The organism is Flavobacterium sp. Root901 (assembly GCF_001429765.1).
Classification (GTDB): domain Bacteria; phylum Bacteroidota; class Bacteroidia; order Flavobacteriales; family Flavobacteriaceae; genus Flavobacterium.
Genome location: NZ_LMJB01000005.1, coordinates 896,235 through 916,400 on the forward strand (window position 1 = coordinate 896,235; position 20,166 = coordinate 916,400).

The 20,166-nt window shown below is 34.1% G+C and carries 21 protein-coding genes; 16 read left to right on the forward strand and 5 right to left on the reverse strand.

The window, feature by feature from the left end:
- Window positions 1-9: 9 nt before the first annotated feature.
- Window positions 10-288, reverse strand: a complete 279-nt coding sequence (locus tag ASE21_RS07665; RefSeq protein WP_057122012.1) for a hypothetical protein — start codon at window positions 286-288, stop codon at window positions 10-12.
- Window positions 289-529: 241 nt separating this feature from the next.
- Here ASE21_RS07665 and ASE21_RS07670 point away from each other — a divergent pair, with 241 nt between their 5' ends.
- The 10 genes from ASE21_RS07670 (at window position 530) to proC (ending at window position 12,073) form a co-directional block, all read left to right on the forward strand.
- Window positions 530-1,072, forward strand: coding sequence for a DUF4375 domain-containing protein (locus ASE21_RS07670; protein WP_057122013.1), 543 nt, complete (start codon window positions 530-532; stop codon window positions 1,070-1,072).
- Between the two features lie 115 nt (window positions 1,073-1,187).
- Window positions 1,188-2,732: a patatin-like phospholipase family protein gene (locus tag ASE21_RS07675; protein WP_057122014.1), complete on the forward strand. Its 1,545-nt coding sequence runs from the start codon at window positions 1,188-1,190 to the stop codon at window positions 2,730-2,732.
- A gap of 92 nt (window positions 2,733-2,824) precedes the next feature.
- Complete coding sequence (locus tag ASE21_RS07680; RefSeq protein WP_057122015.1) at window positions 2,825-3,721, forward strand: hypothetical protein; 897 nt, start codon at window positions 2,825-2,827, stop codon at window positions 3,719-3,721.
- A 27-nt stretch (window positions 3,722-3,748) separates the two neighbouring features.
- On the forward strand, window positions 3,749-5,158 hold the full coding sequence (locus ASE21_RS07685; RefSeq protein ID WP_057122016.1) for a T9SS type A sorting domain-containing protein: 1,410 nt from the start codon (window positions 3,749-3,751) through the stop codon (window positions 5,156-5,158).
- Window positions 5,159-5,335: 177 nt separating this feature from the next.
- Window positions 5,336-6,607: a serine--tRNA ligase gene (gene serS, locus ASE21_RS07690; RefSeq protein WP_057122017.1), complete on the forward strand. Its 1,272-nt coding sequence runs from the start codon at window positions 5,336-5,338 to the stop codon at window positions 6,605-6,607.
- A gap of 117 nt (window positions 6,608-6,724) precedes the next feature.
- The gene (locus ASE21_RS07695; RefSeq protein WP_057122018.1) at window positions 6,725-8,506 is read left to right on the forward strand and encodes a tetratricopeptide repeat protein; all 1,782 of its coding nucleotides are present in this window, start codon (window positions 6,725-6,727) and stop codon (window positions 8,504-8,506) included.
- A gap of 77 nt (window positions 8,507-8,583) precedes the next feature.
- Window positions 8,584-8,895, forward strand: a complete 312-nt coding sequence (locus ASE21_RS07700) for a DUF4286 family protein (RefSeq protein ID WP_057122019.1) — start codon at window positions 8,584-8,586, stop codon at window positions 8,893-8,895.
- A gap of 170 nt (window positions 8,896-9,065) precedes the next feature.
- On the forward strand, window positions 9,066-9,851 hold the full coding sequence (rsmA, locus tag ASE21_RS07705; RefSeq protein ID WP_057122020.1) for a 16S rRNA (adenine(1518)-N(6)/adenine(1519)-N(6))-dimethyltransferase RsmA: 786 nt from the start codon (window positions 9,066-9,068) through the stop codon (window positions 9,849-9,851).
- Entirely contained in the window at window positions 9,835-11,184 is a 1,350-nt protein-coding gene (mgtE, locus tag ASE21_RS07710) for a magnesium transporter (RefSeq protein ID WP_057122021.1), read from the forward strand. Before rsmA ends, mgtE begins: the two co-directional genes overlap by 17 nt.
- A gap of 112 nt (window positions 11,185-11,296) precedes the next feature.
- Window positions 11,297-12,073, forward strand: coding sequence for a pyrroline-5-carboxylate reductase (gene proC / locus ASE21_RS07715; RefSeq protein WP_057122022.1), 777 nt, complete (start codon window positions 11,297-11,299; stop codon window positions 12,071-12,073).
- A gap of 156 nt (window positions 12,074-12,229) precedes the next feature.
- Here proC and ASE21_RS07720 read toward each other — a convergent pair whose 3' ends face one another.
- Genes ASE21_RS07720 through nhaA form a run of 3 tightly spaced genes read right to left on the reverse strand, consistent with a single transcriptional unit; the run spans window position 12,230 to window position 14,270 of the window.
- Window positions 12,230-12,529 (reverse strand): antibiotic biosynthesis monooxygenase family protein, encoded by a 300-nt coding sequence (locus ASE21_RS07720; RefSeq protein ID WP_199858500.1) that lies wholly within the window; start codon window positions 12,527-12,529, stop codon window positions 12,230-12,232.
- 46 nt (window positions 12,530-12,575) lie between these two features.
- A complete protein-coding gene (locus ASE21_RS07725; RefSeq protein ID WP_057122024.1) occupies window positions 12,576-13,091 on the reverse strand; it encodes a hypothetical protein in 516 nt (171 codons plus the stop codon).
- 39 nt (window positions 13,092-13,130) lie between these two features.
- On the reverse strand, window positions 13,131-14,270 hold the full coding sequence (gene nhaA, locus ASE21_RS07730; RefSeq protein WP_057122025.1) for a Na+/H+ antiporter NhaA: 1,140 nt from the start codon (window positions 14,268-14,270) through the stop codon (window positions 13,131-13,133).
- 148 nt (window positions 14,271-14,418) lie between these two features.
- Here nhaA and ASE21_RS07735 point away from each other — a divergent pair, with 148 nt between their 5' ends.
- The 5 genes from ASE21_RS07735 (at window position 14,419) to ASE21_RS07755 (ending at window position 17,345) form a co-directional block, all read left to right on the forward strand.
- On the forward strand, window positions 14,419-15,366 hold the full coding sequence (locus ASE21_RS07735; RefSeq protein ID WP_057122026.1) for a 2-hydroxyacid dehydrogenase: 948 nt from the start codon (window positions 14,419-14,421) through the stop codon (window positions 15,364-15,366).
- A 209-nt stretch (window positions 15,367-15,575) separates the two neighbouring features.
- On the forward strand, window positions 15,576-16,001 hold the full coding sequence (locus ASE21_RS07740; protein ID WP_057122027.1) for a DUF805 domain-containing protein: 426 nt from the start codon (window positions 15,576-15,578) through the stop codon (window positions 15,999-16,001).
- Window positions 16,002-16,025: 24 nt separating this feature from the next.
- Entirely contained in the window at window positions 16,026-16,304 is a 279-nt protein-coding gene (locus tag ASE21_RS07745; protein ID WP_057122028.1) for a TM2 domain-containing protein, read from the forward strand.
- An 89-nt stretch (window positions 16,305-16,393) separates the two neighbouring features.
- Window positions 16,394-16,657, forward strand: a complete 264-nt coding sequence (locus tag ASE21_RS07750) for a TM2 domain-containing protein (RefSeq protein WP_057122029.1) — start codon at window positions 16,394-16,396, stop codon at window positions 16,655-16,657.
- A gap of 202 nt (window positions 16,658-16,859) precedes the next feature.
- On the forward strand, window positions 16,860-17,345 hold the full coding sequence (locus ASE21_RS07755) for a DUF805 domain-containing protein (RefSeq protein WP_082603461.1): 486 nt from the start codon (window positions 16,860-16,862) through the stop codon (window positions 17,343-17,345).
- A 72-nt stretch (window positions 17,346-17,417) separates the two neighbouring features.
- Here the strand turns inward: ASE21_RS07755 and ASE21_RS07760 are convergent, their stop codons facing one another.
- A complete protein-coding gene (locus ASE21_RS07760; protein ID WP_057122031.1) occupies window positions 17,418-19,220 on the reverse strand; it encodes a GNAT family N-acyltransferase in 1,803 nt (600 codons plus the stop codon).
- Window positions 19,221-19,340: 120 nt separating this feature from the next.
- Here ASE21_RS07760 and ASE21_RS07765 point away from each other — a divergent pair, with 120 nt between their 5' ends.
- The gene (locus ASE21_RS07765) at window positions 19,341-20,102 is read left to right on the forward strand and encodes an exodeoxyribonuclease III (RefSeq protein ID WP_057122032.1); all 762 of its coding nucleotides are present in this window, start codon (window positions 19,341-19,343) and stop codon (window positions 20,100-20,102) included.
- Window positions 20,103-20,166: the final 64 nt, after the last annotated feature.

The window sequence follows — 20,166 nt, forward strand, 5'->3', positions numbered from 1 at the left end:
TTAATTAATTTACAGGTTAGCTATCGCTCTAACAATCCATAAAAGTAAAATAAATAAAATAAAGTAAAATTGAACTTTGTTGACTTTTTGATTCCCAAATTTCCGAACCAATAATCGGTCAATTAATAAAACGATAAAAACCGGAATCAAGCCCATTAAAATATAAATTCCTAATAAGCCATCCTGCGCAGAATTTCCCGTTATCAGGATTATAGCATAAATTATTCCTGCTAGAATGGAGAATATTCCTAAAAGGAAAAATAGGGTTAGGTTTTTTGGGAGGTTCATTTGTTTGTTGGTTTATTTTAAATAAAATATACAAAAATTATTCTTCATACTATTTGAATTTTCAATAATAGCTTTTTGGGTTATAATGACTATTTGTTTGATAAACAATTATATGAATAAAATAAAATTAATTTCCAGGTATTTACACGGGTTTTCTAAACAGCAATTTTTCTAAAAACATTTTCGTACTTCTCAATATTTTCCCTCAACTTTGCAAGATCAATCTCAAAATAAAACCAAAATGGAAGAATTCGGTAGAATAATAGTTTCTGAAACAGCGATGAAAAGTGAAAATCCGCAAGATGTCATTCACTCTAACATTTCAGTAATTAATTTAATGCGCGAAGAAGGTGTAGATGATGAATTTATTCATGAAGATGCATTGACGAGTTATTATCTCGATTATTACTATTCTCAATATGCCGAAGGAAATTTTTCGCAGTTTGTTTACAACTCAGGCTGGAACAAAGAACTAAATGAACTTATCGAAGAAGGACTCGCTTTAATTGGCGCCGAAAAACATTTGGAATTGTTTCAGGAACAAAGCAAAAAAGTCCGAATAATGAGCAATATTAAATTGGGTAAATTCTTAAAAGGGAAATTAGAAGGCGTAAACCCAATTCGCGATTCATTAAATAACGACACTTTTTTTGAACTGCAAGAAAATCTGGTTGAACTAAATGCCAATTTCTTAAAAAACCATCCGGATTTTCAAGTACTTTCTGTTGATGAAATGTTTGCAGTTCTGGAAGAATTTGTTGGGCACGAAATTAAAAGAGCGTAGGTTTTTTAGATTTTGTGAACCTTCTTTTAAAATAATCTTTTATAATTCTTCACAAAGCTTTTAGAATATCTTTACTAACTTCGCTTTGAGTAATTTATCTATTTAAAAAGTCCAAATGAGATATAAATGCTGTCCAATTTTGCTGGTTCTTCTTGCTCAGACAGCAATTTCTCAAAATAAAATAAACCTTTATTCGGAGATCAATTACAATTCGATTCCTGCAGTTTCTTTAACCGATTATAAATCCGTTCAGGAAAGAGATAAAAAATTTCAGAATCCAAATATTGCACTCGGAATCGGGATTTCCGGCGGCGGTTCCCGGGCTCAATTCTTTAGCATGGGAGTGCTTCTCGGACTTGAAGAAATCAGCGAAAACAATATGGAACGCAATTTCTTAAGTGAAATCGATTATTACTCAACCGTTTCGGGCGGCTGTTTTTCGGCGGGATATTATTTAACGCTTTTGAAAAATAAACTGCATGACGAAAATTGCTCTTTCAACGAATTTTACTTTTCAAAAGCCGACGCCTACAAAGATTATGTAGACAAATCGGCCAATATTTTATCTCTTTTAAACAACAAACGAAACGAGAAAGGCGATAAAATATCGATGACACAACGAATCGATGCCGACATTCTGCAATATGACCAGACAAATCCGGATAATAAAGATAAGTTTAAAACCCAAATGCTTTTGTCTGATTTTTTTGTTGCCAAAGAAAGCAAAATAGAACCTTCACTTCCTATGTTTGTAGCCAATGGAACTGCTTTTAATAATGGAGAACGAATTCCGTTTATGCCCCATATCATCAAAGGATTATCTATAGACGAATCGCTTGCGCCCAATAAAGCGGATATTCCCCTGAATGAAAACAAAATAAATGACGGTTACAATTTTCCGGTTACTTATGGCATAACGGCAAGTTCTGCCTTTCCGGGCGTTCTTCCAAAGGTGAAATTCGGAATAAAAAATCAGGATAAAATATTGTGTATAATTGACGGCGGCGCTTCAGATAATACAGGTTACAAAACGCTGGTCGAACTGCTTCATTCTGATACTAAAGTAGATGATAAAAACAAAAAAGCACTTTTTATAGACTGCCTCGGACAGGGAAAAAAAGCACCTTATATTAATGATGCAAAAATCGGGCTTCTTTCGTTGTTCGAAACGGCTTCACTTTATACCGTTCAAACGCGGTATATGACTTTTGATAAGGATGTCGAAAACACATTTGAGCGCTATAAAATTCCCATAAAAAATTATCAGATTATTGGTTTTACTACAATTCGAAGCCATTTGCAAAAAATGGAAAAAGACGAAAAGTATGAAGGTTTGGTAAATGAACTAAAAAACACAAACGACGATGCCGCAGGCTGGCTGAAATTATATACCGATTTTAAAACAGATATCGAAAATAAATTCGGCGAAAGCGTATTCAGAAAAGACAAAGACGGAGAGATAATCGCGGCAACACTTCAAAAAGATAAATTTGCAGAACTAACAGCCGGAGAAGTTTTATTAATGTATGAATATGCATCGCACATTGAAACAAAATTACGAATCAGGCCGGAGGAAAGAGATATTTTACTTTTGGCCGGAAGATTTGCAGTGTTTTTAAAAAACAATGAATTAAGAGAATTATTAGTAGAATACAAATAATTTATCAATTTTATTAAATTTTTGATTTTATTTAAAAAGCTAAGTAAGAATATTTTATATTTGATAGCCCCTAATTTTAAAATCAAGAACCAATGAAAATTAAAACCTACTTAATTCTCAGTGGCATTTTTCTATTTCTGTATTCCTGCGGAAAAAATGAAAAACAGATCATTGACGAAAACGCCCCATCGTTAGCCGTCCAGTCTGAAAGCCCAAAATCAGTCGAACAGTTGATTTTTAAAAAAAGTGAAGACATTGTTCCTTCTGAAGAACTCAATTTGAGCCTGCTCAAAAAAACGGTCGAAAATCTGAATATTAAATATTCAAGGATTAAAATCGAAGATGTAAGTTCGATTCGTTATAACGACGAAGTTACTTTTTTCGTTATTTGTATTATTGACAAAAATGCTCAATCAAAATCAAGCGAAGAAGATTTAGGTAATTATTATGAACGAAAATATGTTTTTGTAAATAATGCAGATGGAAAAATCCTGGCCGAAGAAACAGACCAGCATCTGGGTTATTACGAAAATGAAGGTTTGCGCGCCGCCAAAACCTATATCTTAAAAGATTTAATACATTTAAACGAAAACACTCCGGCAATTGCTTTAAGTACCGAAGTTTATTCCAACAGCAGAGTGGTAATGTATTCTGAAGATAAATTTACACTCCTGACTTTTGACGGCAAAGAGATGAAGAAAGTTTTATATGAATATCCGATACGTTTAACAAATGGAGATTCAAACGGAGCCGGAACGTATCAAATAGAAACATTAGAAACCGGAATAAGCCTTTCAGATTCTCAGACAAATGGTTTATATGATGTTCTGGTATCGAAAATCTTTACTTATGAAGATGCCGCCGAAGAAGATTTGGAAAATGATATTCAGAAAAAGAACGATTTGAAAGTCAAGAAAGAATTTCAAAAATTGCAGTTTGATGGAAAAAGATATTTATTCAAAAAAGATGATCGCAACCGATTTTTGTAATTTCGCATTCAATCGAAACTAAAGAAAATGTTTAAAAAAATCCTTTTTGTTTTACTGATTTGGCCTTTTTTTCTGCTTTCACAGGAAAAACAAAAAGAAGTAACAGGTAATGTTACGCGGTATTTCTATGATAATAAAATAGTTTCGGCTGCAATTTGGTACAGCGCAGATAAAAAACCGGACAGTTCAAAAACGTATTATCCAAGCGGAAAACTAAACGAAGTTTTCTATTTTGATAAAGACGGACTCAAAGACGGTAATGGTTTTCAGTACAATTATCAAGGTGAAAAACTGGTGACCTGGAATTTTGTGCATGGAATAATGACAGGACGGACAGATCATAAACTTCCGTTTAATAAAGATCGTGAAGAATCGGTTAAAAAAGCATTAAAAATGCTGACGGATATTAATGCCAAAACAAATTTTAATCCCACAAGCATTAACGATTTGTACAATCGCGGCGTTTTGGGTGTAAGTCTTGGCAATAATACCCTGGCAATTGAAGACTTAAAAAAAGTCGAATTTGCCATTGATAAGGATCCAAAAAACAAGAATTTAGTTTTATCAGATTCGGTTCAAAAACAAACGGCTGTTTTTAGAAGCAAACTTTATGACCGTATGGCAAGTGTTTATGCTTCGATGGAAATGGAAAGTTTTGCCTTTAACTATTATTATAAAGCTATTAAGAACGCGCCCAATGATTTTCGCATTTTATATAATTTTGCAACATTGTTGCAAAAAAGAAAAGCAAATGATTTGGCGCGTTATTATTTAGAAAAAACTGCCATAGAGAAACCAGACCAATCTCAGGTATACTGGGCGCTTTCCAGATTATTGACTTCCACAAGTGAATACGAGAAAGCATTTGAAAATATTGAAAAAGCTTTTAAATACGATAAAGTCAATTTAGAAAAAAGGCCACTTTACGGCGGAAGGGATTTATATACAATTCGTGGTTTACTTTATCATAAACTTGGAGAATCTAAAAAAGGACTTGCCGATTTGGAAACTGCATTGGAGTCTGATAAAAACAATTCTTATGCGATGAAAAATCTCGGAATAATTTATCTCGATCAGAAAAAGTATAACGAAGCCTGCGAATTATTTGAAAAAGCAAAAGAGCTTAATTATACTTTAATCTACAATGAAAATGATCTCGATCTTCTTTTAGAAACTGCCTGCAGTAAACAGCCGTTGGAAAAAATTATCAAAAAAGAAGCTTTTGTATCTCCCAATCCCGCACAAACGACTATTTCTGTAGAGAATTTTAGTTCTAAAAACTTCGATTTTGAGTTTTTTAATTTCGAATCAAAATCAGTTTTAAAAGGAAAAACCAGCGACGGAACGATAAACATTATTGGGTTAGAATCCGGATTTTATATTTTAAAAACTACAGCAGGCGAAGCTGCAGCAACTTTTAGAATTATAAAGGAATAGCGTTTTATACGGATTTCATTTTAATTCAAAAATGTCCTGAGTATTCTTACGCAGCTTCACTTACGTCTGCAAAATCTTCTAAATTACTTTAGACTAAACTTTGTACATAATCTTAGCAAACATTTCCTTAAATTTGCTTCCGTTATTAAAAAATACAATAGTTATAAAAAACAAGCTATGTTACAAATCGCATTTATTAGAGAAAATCAGGAGAAAGTAATCAAGGCTTTAGCAAAACGAAATATCGATGCTAAAAGCGTTGTTGAAGAGGTGGTGAAATTAGATGAAAATCGTCGTGCTGCACAAGTGGAGCTTGACAACACTTTGTCTGAATCTAATAAATTATCCAAAGATATTGGCGAATTAATGAAAGCGGGAGAGAAAGCTAAAGCGGCGATCTTAAAAGAAAAAACCGCGACATTAAAAGAAAAAAGTAAAGAACTTGGCGAAAAAGCAGAAGCTTTGGCTGTTGAATTAACAAATAAATTATACACATTGCCCAATCTTCCGGCAGATATTGTTCCGGAAGGAAAAACTCCGGACGATAATTTGAATGTTTTTCAGGAAGGCGACATTCCGGTTTTGCACGAAGGCGCACAACCGCACTGGGAACTGGTGAAGAAATACGATATTATCGATTTTGAACTGGGTGTAAAAATTACAGGTGCCGGTTTTCCTGTTTACAAAGGAAAAGGAGCAAAATTACAGCGCGCTTTAATTAATTATTTTTTAGATAAAAATACCGCTGCAGGATATAATGAAGTTCAGGTTCCGCATTTGGTAAATGAAGCTTCAGGATATGGAACAGGACAATTGCCGGATAAAGAAGGGCAGATGTACCACGCCGGAGTTGATGATTTATATTTAATTCCAACGGCTGAGGTTCCGGTTACGAATTTATTTCGCGATGTTATTTTAAACGAAAGCGAACTGCCTGTTTTACAAACAGCTTACACGCCATGTTTCCGTCGTGAAGCGGGTTCTTACGGGGCACACGTTCGCGGATTAAACCGTCTGCACCAGTTTGATAAAGTAGAAATTGTGCGTATCGAGCATCCGGATAATTCATATGCAGCGCTTGACGGAATGGTAGAACATGTTAAAAACATTCTTCAGGAATTAAAATTACCATACAGGGTTTTACGTCTTTGCGGCGGCGATATGGGTTTTACTTCTGCTTTGACTTATGATTTTGAAGTTTTTTCTACAGCACAGGACCGATGGTTAGAAATTAGTTCTGTTTCTAACTTTGAAACTTTTCAGGCAAACCGTTTGAAATTACGTTTTAAAGACAAAGACGGAAAAAACCAATTGGCACATACCTTAAACGGAAGTTCATTAGCACTGCCTAGAGTTTTAGCCGGAATTTTAGAAAATTACCAAACGCCGGAAGGAATCGTAATCCCGGAAGTTTTACGTCCTTACTGCGGATTTGATATAATTGACTAATTTTAGTATATAGTTTACATTCGCAGTTTCAGTTTTCAGTTTAATTGAACCGATTACCGAGACTGTAAACTGTGACTGATTACTGGGACTTAAAATGCCACATTAAAAAACTGAAATATGAAAAACATCTTTATCTATATCGTTTTGTTGTGGTCTGGTCTTGCATTTTCGCAAAACGAACAATTAGCGAACAATTACTACGATAAAGGCGATTTTGAAAAAGCCAAAATCATTTACGAAGACCTTTTAAGAAGTTCTCCTTCTAACACCCAGTATTTTTTACGAACAATAGACTGTTATCAGCAGCTGCAGCAGTTTGATATTGCAGAAAAAACAATATTAAGCCGTTACAACGCTTATAAACAAGGTGTGTTTCTGGTAGAATTGGGGTATAATTACCAATTGCAGAAAAACGAATCTAAAGCAAGAAATTACTACGACCAGGCAATCGAAAAAATAAAAACCAATCCCAATGATGTTTACGGAGTTGGAAATGCTTTTGAAAAAAAGGTATTATTAGAATATGCTTTAAAAGCGTACCAAATGGCTATGCAGGTGCAGCCGAATTTCAATTTCAATTTTCAGATTGGAATGTTGTATGGGCAGCTCGGCAAAACAGATTTAATGATTGACCTTTTACTGACAGAATCATACAACAACCAGCAGAATGCCAATTTAATTCAAACGCAGTTGTCGCGATTCATGAACGGTGAAACAGATAATACTGCTTTTAAAGATGCAATGCGAAAAGCATTGATTTTAAGGACACAAAAAGATCAGGATGTTTTCTGGAACCATTATTTAAGCTGGTTTTATGTTCAGCAGAAAGAATTTGGAAAAGCATTTATTCAGGAAAAAGCAATTTATAAACGCGAACCGGAATCTTTAATCAGTATTGTGAATTTAAGTCAGTTTGCATTAAATGAGGATGATACGGAAACAGCTTCGGAAATTTTGAATTTTATTCTTCAAAATACAAAAGATGTCGATTTGCTTATTAAAACCAATGCGAGTTTAATGCAGATTAAAATTGATAAAGCACAGGAAAAAGATTATCCGGCTATTACTGCAGAACTGCAGCAATTACTGGTTACTTATGAAATAAATCCTTTTACCTTATCTTTGCAGTTAATTCAGGCTCACTTTATGGCTTTTAATTTAAAAAAGACAGAAGAAGCCAAGGAAGTAGTAAAAAGAGCTCTTTCATTAAATTTGAATGCTTACCAGCAGGCCGATGCAAAAATGGAGCTGGCAGATATTTTATTGTTGGAAGAAAAATTCAATCAGGCGCTTATTTATTATTCGCAGATTCAGCTGGATCTTAAGAATGACGTAATGTCGCATGAAGCCAGTTTAAAAGCGGCAAAAACAAGTTATTTTAAAACCGATTTTGAATGGGCTTTAAAACAATTTAAAGAATTGAAATCGGCAAACACACAATTAATTGCCAACGACGCTCTTGAATATTTCTTACTGATAAATGACAACACAGCCGCCGATTCGACACAAACAGCTTTAAAGCAATTTGCAAAAGGCGATTTTTTGCTTTATCAGAATAAAAAACCAGAAGCAATTGCACAGTTTCAGAGTGTTTTAAAGAATTTTAAAGGACAGGAAATTGAAGCAGTAACACTGCTGCGTTTAGGTAAAATATATGAAAGTCAAAAAGATTATCCTTTGGCTTTAACACAATATCAGCAGATAATTGACAATCACAGCGACGGAATTTATGTAGATGAAGCACTGTTTTTCTCAGCAGAAATTTACAACGATGAATTAAAAGATACAGAAAAAGCCAAACCTTTGTATGAAAAGGTAATTTTTAACCATCAGGACAGTATTTACTTTGTTGATGCCAGAAAAAAATACCGCGAATTGAGAGGAGACAAGAACTTGTAATTAGGTTTAATCGTTGATTTGTTTAACCGTTTAACCGATTAAACAAATCAACGATTAACCGATTAAACAATAAAAAAATGATTATTTTCAACATTACTACCAATATACACGAAAGCGTTCATGACCAATGGTTGAAATGGATGCAGGAAAAACATATTCCGGAAATTCTGGCAACAGAGAAATTTTCTTCAGCACGAATAGTAAAAGTACTGGTTGAAGAAGAAATGGGCGGAATTACCTATTCTGTTCAGTATACAACAGACAGTAAAGAAACACTGGAGAAATATTATATCGAAGACCAGCCGCATTTTGATAAAGAAGCACTTGAATTATTTGCAGATAAAATGCTTTCTTTCAGAACAGAGCTTGAAGTTATTTCAGAACATTAATTTTTAATTTTCAGTCGCAGTCGCAATTCAGTTGCAAATTGACAGGAAAAAAAAAACTTTGTGCCTTTGCGCCTTTGTGGCAAGAAAATATAAAAATAATGCTTTGCTTCTTAGTGCCTTTGTGCTAAAAAGAATACTTTTGCGCCCTCGCGGCAAAACAAGAAAAGAAAATGGAAAAAGTAAAAGCCAAAAAACATTTAGGACAGCACTTTCTTAAAGACGAAAGCATCGCAAAAGCCATTGCCGATACTTTGAGCTTAAAGGGATATAATGAGGTTTTAGAAATAGGACCGGGGATGGGTGTGCTTACTAAATATTTACTTGATAAGCCTGTTACTACAAGAGTAATCGAGATCGATACAGAATCTGTTGCGTATCTGGATGCAAATTATCCAAAATTAAAAGATAAAATTATTTCAGAAGACTTCCTGAAATACAATATAAATAAGATTTACGAAAACAAGCAGTTTGCTATAATTGGCAACTTTCCTTATAATATTTCGTCCCAGATTGTTTTTAGGACATTAGAATTCAGAGATCAGATTCCTGAATTTTCTGGAATGTTTCAAAAGGAAGTTGCAGAACGCATCTGCGAGAAAAAAGGATCAAAAACCTACGGAATCCTGTCTGTACTGGCACAGGCTTTCTATGATACTGAGTATTTGTTTACTGTAAGCGAAAATGTTTTTATTCCTCCGCCCAAGGTCAAGTCGGGTGTGATGAAAATGACCCGAAAGGAAGACTATAGCCTTCCGTGTGGCGAAAAGTTATTTTTTACGGTTGTAAAAACGGCTTTTCAACAAAGACGAAAAACATTACGTAACAGTTTGAAAACATTAAATTTATCAGATAAACTGCGAGAAGACACTATCTTTGATAAACGTCCGGAACAGTTAAGCGTTGACGAATTTATTGTTTTGACTCAAAAAATAGAAGCCGATGGAGTTCAAAGTTAGCAAAGAATTTATCCACCAATTAGAGGAGTTAATCGTTAAGAAAAACGACAATGAACTTGAAGTTTTACTTAACGACCTTCACCACGCTGATATTGCCGAAATCCTGGATGAACTGGATTTTGATGAAGCAACCTATATCTTTAAAGTTTTAGATAGTGATAAAACCGCCGAAATCCTTCTTGAATTAGAAGAAGATCTGCGCGAAAATATCTTAAGCCGACTTTCACCAAAAGAAATTGCAGAAGAGCTTGACGAACTTGAAACAAACGATGCTGCAGATATTATCGCCGAACTTTCGCAGGAAATTAAAGCAGAAGTTATCTCGGAGTTAGTCGATGTTGAACACGCAAAAGATATTGTCGAATTATTACGCTACGACGAAAACACGGCGGGTGGTTTGATGGGAAAAGAGCTTGTAAAAGTTAACGAAAACTGGAATGTTCTGACCTGCGTAAAAGAAATGCGGATTCAGGCAGAAAACGTTTCAAGAGTACATTCTATTTATGTTGTTGATGATGAAAACCGACTAAAAGGACGTTTGTCTTTAAAGGATTTACTGACTTCTTCTACCAAAACTCAAATTGGGGAAGTTTACATTAGAAAACTAAATTTTGTAAACGTTGATACTGAAGATGTTGAGGTTGCCCGTATCATGCAGAAGTACGATTTGGAGGCAATTCCGGTTGTAGATGAATTAGGACGTTTGGTTGGAAGAATTACAATTGATGATATCGTAGACGTAATCAAAGAAGAAGCCGATAAAGATTACCAGTTAGCAGCCGGTATTACTCAGGATATTGAAACAAATGACAGCGTTCTGGAGTTAACAAAAGCTCGTTTGCCTTGGCTTTTAATAGGAATGGTGATTGAGATTGTAGCTTCTTTTGTTTTGAAAGACAATGAAACTGCTTTTCAAAAATATTCAACCCTGATTATCTTCGTGCCTTTGCTTTCGGCTACAGCCGGAAATATTGGTGTTCAGGCATCTGCAATTGTTGTGCAGGGTTTGGCAAACGGAACTTTAAAAGAATTTAGCAAGAGTTATTTTAGCAAAGAGATTACCGTTTCTATGATTTCAGGAAGTATTATCTCATTGCTTCTGCTTGGCTACCATTCTTTAATGTATCAGCAATATTTAGTAGGGATGGCTATTTCAATTTCTATGATTGTCGTAATTATGTTTGCCGCAACTTTAGGAACTTTGGTCCCGCTGTTTCTTCATAAAAATAAAATCGATCCTGCTATTGCAACGGGGCCGTTTATTACCACAACCAATGATGTATTTGGAATCATGCTTTATTTTGGAGTAGCTAAATTGATTCTTGGATTTTAAATTTTTGCCACAAATTGACCTCTTACAGTGATTTAAAATCTGTAAAATCTGCGTAATTTACACGCCGAAAAATCTGCTGTTAACAGCCAAAAATAAATTAAAACCAAGCAGGATGAAAGTACACATTATAGGAGGAGGAAACCTTGGAGTTTCTATTGCCTTGGGAATTGCAAAATTTTCTAAAAACAATCAGGTAATCGTAACCAGAAGAAATACTGCCAGTATTCAATATTTAACAGAATACGGAATTACGGTTTCTAATGATAATAAACACAATATTCAGGAAGCGGATGTTGTAATTTTAACAATTAAACCGTATCAGGTTGATACTGTTTTGAACGAAATTCTACCTGTAATCGAAAATAAAACCATTGCTTCTGCCGTAAGCGGATTGTCTTTGGAGATGCTTCAGTCAAAAACTAAAAATGAATATCCTGTTGTTCGCATTATGCCAAATATTGCAGCACAGTTTGGGGAGTCGGCAACTTGTATTTCTTTTCCCGAAAAAGACAGAGAAAAAGCTTTGCCAATTGTTGATTTATTTCAGGACTTGGGAACTGCTCCTGTAATCGACGAAAAATTGATGGATGCAGCGACTGTTTTGGGTGCTTGCGGTACTGCGTATGCTTTACGTTATATTCGGGCTTCTATGCAGGCAGGAATTGAAATTGGATTCGATTCTAACACTGCTCTTGCAATTGCTGCACAAACCGTAAAAGGAGCCGCAAAAATGCTTTTGGAAGAGCGAGTTCACCCGGAACAATTAATTGACCGTGTAACAACGCCTCAAGGCTGTACAATTGTTGGTTTAAATGAAATGGAACACAATGGTTTCAGTTCATCTTTGATAAAAGGAATCAAAACTTCTTTAAAACAAATTAAAGGTTAGGTTTTAAAAAATTCCAATATGAAAATTCCAAATTCCAATTTTTGTTGGGTTTGGAATTTTTTTATTTCAAGATTTGTAGTTGTGTCAGTCTGAGCGAAGTCGAAGACCTTCATGACTATCAAAATCCTTCAGCTTCGCTCAGGATGATCAAATGATCTAAGCAAAAACCTCAAAATGCTCTACCTTTTCTTCAAACTCTAATAAAAAGGCATCATCTTCGGGATAATATTTTGCTTTTTCAAAATCTTCGCCTGCAAAATTCTTAATGACTTCGAGATTTTCCCAATAAGTAATCAGCGTAAAATGTGCCTCATTATTTTTGATATTTCTCAAAAAAGATAATTTTACAAAACCAGTTGTTTTCGAATAATCCGGAATTGCAGTATTTATAGTGAATTCTGTGTAAGCTTCATAGTCTTCAACCTTTGTTTTTCCATGCCATATTCTTGCGATCATAATAATAAGTTTTAGAGTTTAAATTGGAATTTGAAATTTAAATTTTTTATTTCTTTATCAATAAAATATACTTCAACCCACATTCTGAAAGTTTAGTATAGGAGTTCATCGAGTTGCCATAATTTTGGATTGTCAAGGTATCTTTAAGATAATTGGCGTCAATACCAATCGGTATTTCAATTTCTTCGGCTGGCGTTTTTGGCTCAGATATAGAATCATTTTCTTCTTCATTACTTATGTCTCCTTCATAATCATCCCATTTAATTCCTTCTAAAGTAAGATACTTTTCTCCCGATTCTTGTGTTGAAAAAGCAGCTTTGCCCTTTACTTTTCTCGCATTTGTCTTTAAAAAATAAACATATCCATTTTTATCTTTTGTAATTTTTAGATAAATGTCACATTCTTCTGAAGTATAAATCCCTTCAATTTCATCTTTATTCTGATTTGTTTCTAAAGCTATCGTGTCTTTAGAAATATTCGTTTTTCGTGCAGCAACAGGCTTTTTATCGTTACAAGACAACAATAAAATAAGGGAAAGGAAAAGACAATAGTATTTTTTCATTTTTTGATTTGAGTTATTAAATCTTTAAAACATGTACAATTATTTGTTCTTACCTAAAATAAACTTCAAATAAGCAAATCCCAAAACGCCAGAAAGCAGAGAAGCTATTAAAATGGATATTTTAGAATAAAGAATTATTTCCGGATCCTTGAAAGCTAAAAGAGTAATAAAAATAGACATTGTAAATCCGATTCCGCCCAGCATTCCGGCTCCTAAAATATGTGCCCATTTTAAATTTTTAGGCAGAGCACACAAACCGGCACTTACTCCTATAGACGAAAAAAGAATAATTCCTAAAGGTTTTCCAATTACTAAACCTAAAATAATTCCAAATGTATTGGGGTGATTTAATCCGACGTGCCAATTTGAATCGATTGCAATACAAGTGTTTGCAATGGCAAATAAGGGTAAAATTACAAATGCCACAGGTTTATGCAAAAAATGCTGTAACCTGTAAGAGGAAGTTTTTTCACTGCCGTCACCAAACGGAATTACAAATGCCAGTATTACTCCTGTAATTGTAGCATGAATACCGGAATTGAGCATAAAATACCACATTATTACGCCTCCAATTAAATATGGGATAAGATTATGGATTTTCATTCGGTTTAAAATAAAAAGAAGGATCCAGATTCCCAAAGCAATTGCAAGATTTAGAAATGAAATAGTTGTGGTATAAAAAATTGCAATGACAATTATAGCACCCAAATCATCGATTACGGCAAGTGCGGTTAAAAAAACTTTTAAAGAAGCGGGAACTTTATTGCCTAAAAGAGAAAGAATTCCAATTGCAAAAGCAATATCTGTTGCCATGGGAATTCCGGCACCGTTTTGAGTCTCCGTTTTGAAATTTAAAGCCAGAAATGCTGCGGCCGGAACCAACATTCCTCCAAAGGCAGCCATAATAGGAAGCGAAGCATTTTTAATATTTGAAAGTTCGCCATGATAAATTTCACGTTCCAGTTCCAACCCAATTAATAAAAAGAAAATCGTCATTAGTCCATCATTGATCCAATGTGTGATCGAATGTCCGCCCAGATCTTTTTCCCAAAAAGCGATATATTCCGGAGAAAAGGATGAGTTTGCCGCATACAAAGAAATCACTGTGACAAACAGTAAGAGCAATCCTCCCGATTTTTCATTTTCAAAAAAGGCTTTAAAAGTCTTGGTTAATTTCATTATAAAAGATTGAGATAAATAGAAAAGAAGAAATTTTTTGAGGCTTGTTTTTCAAAGTTAAAAAAAATCTGACCAAATAAAAAGGTTTCATCATAAAGTCGCAAATCAGCAATAAGCTGTATTTTTGTTTTTATAAAATTTTATAAAAATGAGCATAAAAATTCTCCATATCGACAGCAATCACCCGGTTCTTTGGAATCAGTTAGAAGAAGCCGGTTTTGAAAATCACGCCGATTTTAAATCTTCTAAAGAAGAGATCGAAGCTAAAATTCAGGATTATAACGGAATTGTAATTCGAAGCCGATTTAAAATTGACAGAACATTTTTAGATAAAGCTGTTAATCTTCAGTTTATTGCCAGAGTTGGCGCGGGTTTAGAAAGTATTGACTGCGATTATGCCGAAGGAAAAGGAATTCACTTAATTGCTGCCCCGGAAGGAAACCGAAATGCCGTTGCAGAACATTCGCTTGGCGTAATTCTTTCCCTTTTTAATAATTTAAATCAGGCCGACGCCGAAGTAAAAGCCGGACAATGGAATCGTGAAAGCAACAGAGGTCATGAATTAGACGGAAAAACGGTTGGAATTATTGGTTACGGAAACATGGGAAAAGCTTTTGCCAAAAAACTTCGTGGTTTTGATGTCGAAGTTTTATGTTATGACATTCTGGAAAATGTTGGCGATGAAAATGCTAAACAGGTTTCTCTTGAGGAATTACAAAAGAAAACAGATGTTTTAAGTCTCCATCTTCCGTGGACTCCGGAAACAGATAAAATGGTTAATAATGCTTTTATAAGTGCATTTGAAAAACCATTCTGGATCATTAATACTTCCCGCGGAAAAAACATTGTTACAGCCGATTTAGTAGCGGCAATGAAAATAAAAAAAGTTTTAGGTGCCGGTTTAGATGTTTTGGAATATGAGAAATTATCTTTTGAAACGCTTTTTCAGGATAAAAATACTCCCGAAGCATTTCAGTATTTGCTTGAAGCAAAAAATGCACTGCTGACGCCTCATATTGCAGGATGGACATTTGAAAGCCACGAACGATTGGCTCAGGTTATTGTTGATAAAATAAAGAAGATTTATTTAAAGTAAATTATTGAAATCGAAATTTAATTACTGCTTCATTTTAAGAAATGAAATATAGGTTTTAATAACAAGGGATTTCTGTAAAAGTAACATGTATAATTAGTTTATAAGATTATTTTTTTTTAATATTGTTTCCGGATTTTAACAAAATTTTAAAATAATGGAGAACGGAAAATCCAAAAAGGCAGGATTAACTAATTAATTTTAATTGAATTATGATTGAGTGGTACAAAAAAGTAGTTTTTGAAAACTATGCAAATTTTAAAGGACGTGCTAGGAGAAGTGAATATTGGTATTATGCACTTGCAAATGCTTTAATTTCCTTCGCATTATTAATTGCCGGAGCCATTTTAGGAGGGCTTTTTGGCGACGCAGTTACAGGATTAATTATAGGGTATGCTCTTTTTGCGCTTTATACATTTGCAACACTTCTTCCTAGTTTAGGAGTAATTGTTAGAAGACTTCATGATATCGGAAAAAGTGGCTGGTTTTATTTTGTTGCTCTTATTCCTTTTGTTGGCGGAATCTGGATCTTGATTTTATTATGTACAGAAGGGGAGTATGGTCCAAACCAATATGGTCCGGATCCAAAAAATAATATTGAAGAAATCAATGAAATAGGTAAAGTTGAATTACAGTAATTAATTTAAATAACTATATAAAAAATGGAGACTACAAAACCAGAATCTTGGAATACACCATCAGAACCAAAAGGAGAAAATAAAAAAGTTGTTGCCGGAGTTCTTGGTATATTATTAGGAGGATTTGGAATTCACAAATTCATCTTAGGGTATACTCAGGAAGGAATTATTCAAATCGTAATTACTTTGGTAACTTGCGGAATAGGGAGCCTTATTGGTTTTATTGAAGGGATTATTTACCTTACTAAGTCAGACGAAGAATTCTACCAAACTTACCAGGTAGGTAAGAAAGGCTGGTTCTAAAACGATATTAAAATCCCATGTGTTACTAACAATGGGATTTTTTTTGATAATGAATTAATTAATTAATACTAAACCTCAATAATACTACAATGGAAAATACACAATCAGAATTTGGAGGCCCAAAGCCGGAAAATAAAAAGATCGTTGCAGGAATTCTTGCCATTTTGGTGGGCGTTTTCGGGATACATAAATTTTATTTAGGATATACTAAAGAAGGAATTATACATCTTGTTCTGGGGCTTCTATGCGGAGTTGGCGGTATAATTGGTTTGGTTGAAGGAATTATATACCTGACAAAATCAGACGAAGATTTTTACCAGACGTATCAGGTTGGTAGAAAGCCTTGGTTTTAAAATAAAAAATTCCCATTCAAACCGAATGGGATTTTTTTTATGTCTTAATTCATATAATTTTTGTTTGCTCTTAATAATGTCTTCTTTCAATATAATAATGTCTTTTAGTTACTTTAAATGATGTATGAAGTAATTAATCTTGCATTTATCAGGAACTCGTAACTGCAAGCTCATAAGAGCTGGAAGTATAGAAGATATTATTATGGTAGAAATTTATAAAGAAGTAGTTTTTAAGAACTATGCGAATTTTAAAGGAAGGGCAAGGAGAAAAGAATTTTGGATGTTCACTTTAATCAACATCATAATATATGTCTTTATGGATATTACAGACAATGTTTCGGGTTTAACTTTTGGAAAGGAAAAGACTGGAATTTTAAGCCTGATATATAGTTTATTGGTTTTTCTACCCGGTTTCGCTGTATCAGTCAGACGTCTTCATGATATAGGCAAAAGTGGGTGGTTGTTTTTAATACTCTTTAGTGTATTGATAGGGATATGTGGATTCATCATTTTTTTTCCGTCAGAAGCATATGCCGATGAAAAATTTTTATTTGTGGTTCTAATTCTACTTTTGGTTCTAATTTGGCCCTATGTTTTATTTTGTAAACAAGGAGATAAGGGATCAAATAAATATGGAGAAAATCCAAAAAAAACAATAGATGAAATCGATGAAATAGGAAAAGAATAATTCTATTAGCTTCTAAATACAATAAAAAAACCCGTTTCAATTGAAACGGGTTTTTTTATTGTGTCAGATTTATTAATCTTCTTTTTCAGATAATTTCTTTTCCAGCTCGATTTGAAATTCTTCAATAACCGGTTTCATTGTGCTTTCCGGAATATCGGCAATCCTGATGTACATTAAACCGTCAATAGCGTTATTAAATAAAGGGTCAACGTTAAAAGCGACTACACGCGCGTTTTGCTTGATGTATTTTTTAATTAAAACAGGTAAGCGTAAATTTCCCGGTTCTAATTCATCAATAATTTTATCAAATTTATTCAAATCAGACTCGGCTTCATCAAAGATAAAATCTTTATCCGCGTCCTTAAGTTTTACTTTGTATGCCTTTTTTGGATGGATATATTGAGCAATATACGGATCGTAGTAGTTTGATTTCATAAACTCAATCATAAGTGATTTAGAGAAGTCTGAAAACTGATTACTAATACTAACCCCGCCCAGTAAATATTTATGTTCAGGATGACGTAAAGTTGTATGAATAATTCCTTTCCATAATAAAAATAACGGCATTGGTTTTTGCTGATATTCACGAATGATAAAAGCACGACCCATTTCGATTGATTTGTGCATCATATCATGCAGTTCCGGTTCAAATCTAAAAAGATCGGTTAAATAGAAACCTTCAATACCATATTTCGGATAAATTTCAGAACCTAACCCCATTCGGTAAGCGCCGGCGATTTTTTTGGTTTCATCATCCCATAAAAACATATGGTGATAATACTGGTCGTATTCGTCTAAATCAATAGATTCGTTTGTTCCTTCACCCACTTCACGAAAAGTGATTTCGCGCAAACGTCCTATTTCATGTATAATATTCGGAATTGATTTTGCTCTGGCAAAAAACACTTCATAATTTTTGCTTTGCAGCAATCTGCAGTCACTGTTTCTTAACGCCTGAACTTCATCAATCATTTTTGATTCATTGGCCGGCGTAACAATTTTTTTAGGCGCTTTTGGAATTTTTAGACTTGCCGTATCAATCAATTTGGTATCTTTTTCAAAAGGATTGGCCAGCATGTAGGTTTTCTTTCTTAAAAACTCTGAATATTCTTCAAACGATTCGATTTCATTTTGCTCATTTACAGAGATTGGTTTTCCAATACGAACTTTAATTACACGGTCTTTTTGTGTAAGAAGTTCTGATGGAAGTTTTGCAGTACGCAAAGTGTCATCAATTTTAGAAAGCCAATAAAATAATTTACTGTTTTTAGCGTGGAAATAAATTGGTACTACCGGAACTTTTGCTTTTCTGATCAATTTTAAAGCTCCTTCTTCCCAGGGTTTATCAACGACTAATTTTCCATCTTTATATGTCGATACTTCTCCTGCCGGAAAAATACCAAGCGGTTTTCCGTCACTTAAATGGCGAAGTGTTTCTTTGATTCCAACAACGCTCGATTTTGCATCCTTATGATTTTCAAAAGGATTAACCGGCATGATATATTTTTTCAGCGGAACAATTCTGTGTAATAAGAAATTAGCAATGATTTTGAAATTTGGCTCTCTTTCAAGCATCAGCTTCAATAGCAAAATCCCGTCAATTCCTCCAAGCGGATGATTTGAAATAGTGATATACGGACCTTCTTTAGGTAAACGTTTTAAATCTTCTTCCGGGATTTCAAATTTGATTTCCATCTCATCCAAAATTCCATTTAAAAATGCAACGTCCTCTAAATGTTTATTATGATCGTAAATTTTATTAAGGGTAGAGATCTTAAGAACCTTCATAAGAATCCAGCCTGAAAAAGTACCAAGAACCCCGTACTTCTCAACATTTATTGCCTTTGCAACTTCTTTCGCGGTAACTAAACCCATGTACTATTTTTAATTTATTAGAGCAGCGAACAAAGATAACAAAAAAGTCTACTTTTCGTAGGTTCAATCACAAACTTTCCACTTTTTTATTACATTTGGAATCCTAAAAAAAATACCCAGATGAAAATTATTTCTTATAATGTAAACGGAATTCGTGCTGCAATTACTAAAGGTTTTATCGAATGGCTGCAACACGCAGTCCCAGATGTTATATGCCTTCAGGAAATAAAAGCGACTAAAGATCAAATTCCTGTAGAAGCAATAACGGCCGCAGGCTATCCATATCAATATTATTATCCGGCAACAAAAAAAGGATATAGCGGCGTAGCAATATTATCAAAAATAGAACCTAGAGAAGTGGTTTACGGAACCGGGATTCATCATATGGACTTTGAAGGACGTAATCTTCGCGCCGATTTTGATGATGTTTCTGTAATGAGTTTGTATCTTCCGTCCGGAACAAATATTGACAGATTAGATCATAAATTTATGTTTATGGATGATTTTCAAACTTATATTAATGAACTTAAATTAACGATTCCAAATCTTGTTATCTGCGGAGATTATAATATCTGCCATGAAGCCATTGACATTCATGATCCAGTTCGAAACAAAACCGTTTCAGGGTTTTTGCCACAGGAACGTGCGTGGTTAGATGCTTTTATGAAGTCTGGTTTTATTGATAGTTTCCGTCATTTTAATAAAGACCCGCATCATTATTCATGGTGGAGTTACCGTGCAGGTGCAAGAGGAAATAATAAAGGCTGGCGTATCGATTATAACTTGGTGAGCAGAGCAATGGAACATCGTTTAAAACGTGCTGTAATTCTTCCAGATGCTGTACACTCAGATCATTGTCCGGTTTTGGTAGAAATTGAGTAAAGTTTGGTATTGTTATTGTTGAGAGAATGTGGTTCAAACATTTAAATACATGGAGCTAAAACTA